1 tRNA gene and 1 rRNA gene are annotated in these 646 nt (G+C 41.3%); both read right to left on the reverse strand.

The annotated features are described in order from the left end of the window. A 23S ribosomal RNA gene (locus tag GAB14E_RS0123015) occupies positions 1–133 on the reverse strand; the annotation flags it as partial. 431 nt (positions 134–564) lie between these two features. After that, positions 565–640: transfer RNA gene (locus GAB14E_RS11035), tRNA-Ala, on the reverse strand. Positions 641–646 lie beyond the last annotated feature (6 nt).

The following is a 646-nucleotide window of genomic DNA, read 5'->3' on the forward strand; positions in this document are numbered from 1 at the left end:
AGTGGGTTTCCCCATTCGGACATCTTTGGCTATAACGGTTTTTATCACCTCACCAAAGCTTTTCGCAGATTAACACGTCCTTCATCGCCTCTAACTGCCAAGGCATCCACCACATACGCTTAGTCACTTAACCATACAACCCTAAGTAGTCTCGAAAGACACGAAGTACACCCTGGAGACTAATCCAAGGCAATTGTAAAGTCTGACATTTTCACGTACTCAATAAATCCGAAGATTTATGATGAGTTACTTGATAAGACATCTTACTCTTTCGAGTAGTATGAATTCGATAATACATCCTTGGGGGATGCACTATCACCATCACCACATTCACGATAAGAGAATGTGCTAACAGCTTGGTATTTATAATCATATGAACAACAGCGCGACACCGTGTTCAACATATAAACACCGATATTTATATCAGCTTTCCAGATTGTTAAAGAACTTATCATTTGCACACATTCGGCAAAGATATGGTTTAAAAAACCAAACTTAAATCATCTTTCTCAGTTGAGAAGAATGCGTTAAGTTTGGCTTCTTTCTTTAGTGAAAGATAAGAGATGGTGGAGCTAAGCAGGATCGAACTGCTGACCTCCTGCGTGCAAGGCAGGCGCTCTCCCAGCTGAGCTATAGCCCCATCAGG

Origin of the sequence: Colwellia psychrerythraea (assembly GCF_000764185.1) — a bacterium.
GTDB lineage: Bacteria > Pseudomonadota > Gammaproteobacteria > Enterobacterales > Alteromonadaceae > Colwellia > Colwellia psychrerythraea_B.